Below are 3,419 nucleotides of genomic sequence, written 5' to 3'. Positions count from 1 at the left end.
CGGCTCGCAGAGCATCGAGGATCAGGCGGCCATGGTCGCGCGCGTGAAGGACTACAAGGCCGGCTTCGTGACGAGCGATGCGAACCTCTCGCCCGAGATGACGCTCGCCGACGTGGTGGCCCTCAAGGACAAGCACGGCCACTCCACCATGCCCGTGACCGAGGACGGCACGGCGCACGGCAAGCTGGTGGGCGTGGTGACGGACCGCGACTACCGCCTGTCGCGCATGTCCATGGACGAGAAGGTGGCCAGCTTCATGACGCCGCGCGAGAACATGATCGTGGCGCCCATGGACACCAGCCTGAAGGTTGCCAACGACATCATCTGGGACAACAAGCTGAACTCGCTGCCCGTGGTGGACGACGAGGACCACTTGATGTACCTGGTGTTCCGCAAGGACTACGACTCCCATAAGTCCAACCCCAACGAGATGCTGGACGCGCACAAGCGCTACCAGGTGGGTGCGGGCATCAACACGCGCGACTACGCCGAGCGCGTGCCGGCGCTGGTGGAGGCCGGTGCCGACGTGCTGTGCATCGACTCTTCGGAGGGCTACTCCGACTGGCAGAAGTTCACGCTGGAGTGGATTCGCGAGCATTACGGCGACTCCGTGAAGGTGGGCGCGGGCAACGTGGTGGACGCCGAGGGCTTCCGCTTCCTGGCCGACGCGGGCGCCGACTTCATCAAGATCGGCATCGGCGGCGGCTCCATCTGCATCACGCGCGAGCAGAAGGGCATCGGCCGCGGCCAGGCCACGGCCACCATCGAGGTGGCGAAGGCCCGCGACGAGTACTTCGAGGAGACGGGCGTCTACATCCCCATCTGCTCCGACGGCGGCATCGTGTACGACCATCACCTCACGCTGGCCCTGGCCATGGGCGCCGACTTCGTCATGCTGGGCCGCTACTTCGCCCGCTTCGACGAGAGCCCCACGAACAAGGTGAACATCAACGGCTCCTACATGAAGGAGTACTGGGGCGAGGGCTCCGCGCGTGCCCGCAACTGGCAGCGCTACGACCTGGGCGGCGACAAGAAGGGCATGTCGTTCGAGGAGGGCGTGGATTCGTACGTCCCCTACGCCGGCACGCTCAAGGACAACGTGGACCTCACGCTGTCGAAGGTGAAGTCCACCATGTGCAATTGCGGCGCCTTGACGATTCCCGAGCTGCAGGAGAAGGCGAAGCTCACCGTGGTGTCGTCCACGTCCATCGTCGAGGGTGGCGCCCACGACGTGGTGCTCAAGGACAAGACGCCCTACGTGAGCAGCTCTATCCACTAGGCAAGACCTTCACCCCTCCGGGAAGTTCTGCACAACAGCGTGTGGCCCGCCGGCCTCGGTTTTCAACCGAACACGGCGGGCCACACGCGCTTCATAGGTTTTTCGTTGACGGAAGGAGCGCGGCGCCCTTCTAAGCGGGTCGCGCTTCCACGCTCGGGTTCGCCTCGATGATGGCGTGGAGCTCGTCGATGTAGCGCAGCAGCAGGGGGCTCGGGCGGCGCTCGTTGTGCATGATGTAGCCCACCTGCATGCGCTCGTCCACGTCGAGCGGGATGCTGGCGATGCCCGACTGCATCTCCGCCGACAGCACGCCCGTGGACAGCGTGTAGCCGTTGTGGCTGGTTAGCAGGTTCGTGAGCGTGCCGCGGTCCGAGATGCGGATGTTGCGCGCGTGCGGGAGGTAGCTGAGCGGCTCCTCGGAATAGTAGAACGAGTTCGCCGTGCCCTGCTCGAACGAGTAGCGCGGGAAGGGCTCCAAGTCCTCGGGCGCCAGCAGCTGCGCGCCGGCCAGCGGGTGGTGCTCGCCCACGAACACGTGCACGCGCGCGTCGAACAGCGGGGCGTACGCCACGTCGGCATCGTCGAAGGCCTTCTGCAGCACGCGCCGGTTGAAGCCGTCGGTGTAGAGCACGCCCACCTCGCTGCGGAACGTGCGCACGTCGTCGATGATCTCGCCCGTGCTGCTCTCGCGGAGGATGAACTCGTAGTCGTCCCCCTCGCACTGCTCCACCACGTTCACGAACGCCTGCACGCTGAACGCGTAGTGCTGCGTGGACACGGCCAGCCGCAGGTGCTTGTCCGTGCCGGTGGCATAGCGCCGCTCCAACATGTCGGCTTGCTCGATGACCTGGTGCGCGTAGCCCAAGAGCTCCGTGCCGTCGTTCGTGAGCGTGACGCCGCGGTTGCTGCGCGTGAACACGGTGATGCCCAGCTCCTGCTCCAGCTCCTTGATGGCCGTGGAGAGGTTCGACTGCGAGGCGTAGAGGTTCTGGGCGGCGGCATTGATGGAGCCGTACTCGGCAATGGCGATAAGGTAGCGAAGCTGCTGAAGGGTCATGGCGGGCTTTCCTTTCTTGCGACTCCGGCGTCTTGGGGGAAGATGCCCAGTCGCTCGGCAGTCCTGGCTCGCACAAACCGTCCACAGGACGGTTTGGCTCGTGCGGAACTCGCTTGGTGGGCATCTTCCCCCAAGACGCCTTCAACCTGAAGGAATGCTGCAGTAGCGAGGGGACAGCAGCTTGCGCTGGGGGTGAGGGGGTCAACCTGCGAGAGCCTTTTTAATTCTAGCTTGTTATCTGATGAAGCGGTAGCGGGATTGAGGGTTTTTACGGTAGCTTATGGGGAGCTCACGAAAAGTGGGCGCCTATGCCGCGCGGCTTCGCTGGCTGTGCTCGCTTATAATTCTGTGCGCTCTCTAGCTACCCCTGTATGAAAGCACGGTTTCTCACTCTGAACGCCATACGGTTCGCCAGGGGCTTTCGGCGACAATGGGGGCGAAGGATCGCCGTCCTGCGGTTGTTCGGCGTTTATCGTCGCGGTCGGGGCAAAGGGGGCCTGTAAGGGCGGCGTCGAACTCGCACGGAGGGGGAGCACTATGCCTGAAACGACGGTTGCCCGCGTCAAGTCCGAGCGCATGCGCACATTGGCGTGCTCGACGTTCGCCCTGCTGTTCCTGGGGCTCATCTACGCGTTCTCCATGTTCGCGGCGCCGATGGGGGAGGCGTTCGAGCTGGAGAAGGGGGCGATAGGCCTCACGTTCAACATCATGATGATTGCGTTCTGCATCGGTGCTGTGATAGGCTCACAGGTGGAGCGGCGTATCGGCGTGAAGGGGGCCATCGTCATCGCGGCTGTGCTGTTCTTCGTCGGGTTTGCGGGCACCGGGCTGTTCGCGAAGGGGAGCATCGCGGTGGTGTACCTGTGCTACGGCACGCTGGGCGGCTTGGGCGTGGGCATGGGGTACAACACCATCGTGTCCACAACGAACCTGTGGTTTCCCGACAAGGTGGGATTCTCGTCAGGCGTGCTCATGATGGGGTTCGGCCTGGGGTCGCTCATCCTGGGGACGCTCTCGGTGAACCTGATCCCGCTGTTCGGCCTGGGTCCCGTGTTCGTGGGCGTGGGCGCGGCCGGCGGCGTG

At 64.4% G+C, this 3,419-nt stretch carries 3 protein-coding genes; 2 read left to right on the top strand and 1 reads right to left on the bottom strand.

Annotation, left to right across the window (positions count from 1 at the left end):
• Nucleotides 1-1,279, top strand: a 1,279-nt coding sequence (locus tag GPA_RS04800) for an IMP dehydrogenase (protein WP_041239111.1), incomplete at its 5' end; no start/stop codon positions are given.
• A 130-nt stretch (nucleotides 1,280-1,409) separates the two neighbouring features.
• Here the strand turns inward: GPA_RS04800 and GPA_RS04795 are convergent.
• Nucleotides 1,410-2,336, bottom strand: coding sequence for a LysR family transcriptional regulator (locus tag GPA_RS04795; protein ID WP_015539114.1), 927 nt, complete (start codon nucleotides 2,334-2,336; stop codon nucleotides 1,410-1,412).
• Between the two features lie 537 nt (nucleotides 2,337-2,873).
• Between GPA_RS04795 and GPA_RS04790 the strand changes: the two genes are divergently transcribed.
• The coding region (locus tag GPA_RS04790; protein WP_156791129.1) for an MFS transporter at nucleotides 2,874-3,419 on the top strand (546 nt) is incomplete at its 3' end.

The organism is Gordonibacter pamelaeae 7-10-1-b (genome assembly GCF_000210055.1).
Classification (GTDB): Bacteria; Actinomycetota; Coriobacteriia; order Coriobacteriales; family Eggerthellaceae; genus Gordonibacter; species Gordonibacter pamelaeae.
Note: the sequence above shows the minus strand (reverse complement) of the source record. Positions and strands in the feature narration are given on the sequence as shown.

What these genes read in the sequence shown, in the direction of transcription:
- GPA_RS04795 (WP_015539114.1), bottom strand. Translation starts at nt 2,336, where the DNA reads ATGACCCTTCAGCAGCTTCGCTACCTTATCGCCATTGCCGAGTACGGC.